A 1,373-nucleotide genomic window follows, 5' to 3' on the forward strand; every position below is an offset into this window, starting at 1 on the left:
CAGGGCGATTGCGTAGTCGGTCGGCGAGGCGCTGAACAGGCAGTTTCGGAGGTCGGTGGCCTCTGTGGAGGCGGCAGAAGCGGGTGAGGCCTCATCGGTGATCATGGAGTTCTCTACGCTTCACGACACCGAGGAAGACCCCACCCGCCGATGGCATCATCTCTCATCCCCGGCCTCGTGGTGACGGCCCCCGCCACCGAGACTGCGCCGGTGCCGGTCACCGATCGTGAACAACACGGGCTGCTGCACGCCCTGGCCGAGGTCCCGGATCCGCGGGACCCGCGCGGGATCCGCTATCCATTGACCGGGCTGCTCGCCGTCGCGGTCTGCGCGGTGCTGGCCGGCGCGTCGTCGTTCGCCGCCATCACCGACTGGCTGCACGATCTGGACGAACACGCCAGGACCCGGCTCGGCTTCGACCGTGCAGTGCCGGTGGGGACAACGGTGTGGCGGCTGCTGACCCGACTGGACCCTGGCCAGCTCACGACCGTGCTCGCCGCCTGGCTGCGGGCGCGCGGCCAGCTGCGCACGGCCCGGCCGAGGCGGTACCGCACCGTGATCGCCGTCGATGGCAAGACGCTGCGTGCCGCCCGCCGCCCCGGCGGTGGCCAGGTCCACCTGCTGTCCGCGCTGGACACCGGCACCGGGATCGTGCTCGCCCAGGTCACCGTGGACGCGAAATCCAACGAAATCCCCGCCTTCGCTCCGCTGCTGGACGCCGTCGAAACCGTGCTCGGCGACCTGACCGGAGTCCTGTTCGTCGCCGATGCCCTGCACACCCAGACCGGCCACGCCCGCGAGATCGCCGCCCGCGGCGCGTATCTGCTGGTCCAGGTCAAGGCCAACCAGCCGACCCTGCACGCCCAGCTCAAACGGCTGCCCTGGGCCCAGATCCCGGCCGGGGACCGCACCCGCGACCGCGGTCACGGCCGGCGGGAGACCCGCACCGTCAAAGCCGTCACCCTGCACACCCCAGGTGGGATCGCCTTCGCGCACGCCGAGCAGGCCGTGCGGATCACCCGCACCCGCACCTGCGCCACCACCGGCAAAACCAGCCGCGAGACGGCCTACCTGACCGTGTCACTGCCCGCCGGACAGGCCCAGCCCCGTGACCTGCAGGACTGGATCCGCCGCCACTGGCACATCGAAAACCGCCTCCATCACGTACGGGACGTGACGTTCCGTGAAGACCTCCACCAAGCCCGGACCGGCACCGGACCCGCCGTCATCGCCACCCTGCGCAACACCGCGATCGGCTACCACCGCACCAACGGCGACACCAACATCGCTCGCGCTACCCGACGCGCCAACCGCCTACCGCACGATCTGATCACCGCCGCGACCAGCAGTTACCCGACAACGCAATGACCCTG

The 1,373-nt window shown here is 70.6% G+C and carries 1 protein-coding gene; it reads left to right on the forward strand.

Going from position 1 to position 1,373, the window contains the following annotated elements:
- The first annotated feature begins 150 nt into the window (after positions 1 to 150).
- Positions 151 to 1,368 (forward strand): ISAs1 family transposase, encoded by a 1,218-nt coding sequence (locus ACFY3L_RS54550; RefSeq protein WP_389343947.1) that lies wholly within the window; start codon positions 151 to 153, stop codon positions 1,366 to 1,368.
- Positions 1,369 to 1,373 lie beyond the last annotated feature (5 nt).

It is taken from the genome of Dactylosporangium sp. NPDC000521 (assembly GCF_042898305.1).
Lineage (GTDB): Bacteria > Actinomycetota > Actinomycetes > Mycobacteriales > Micromonosporaceae > Dactylosporangium.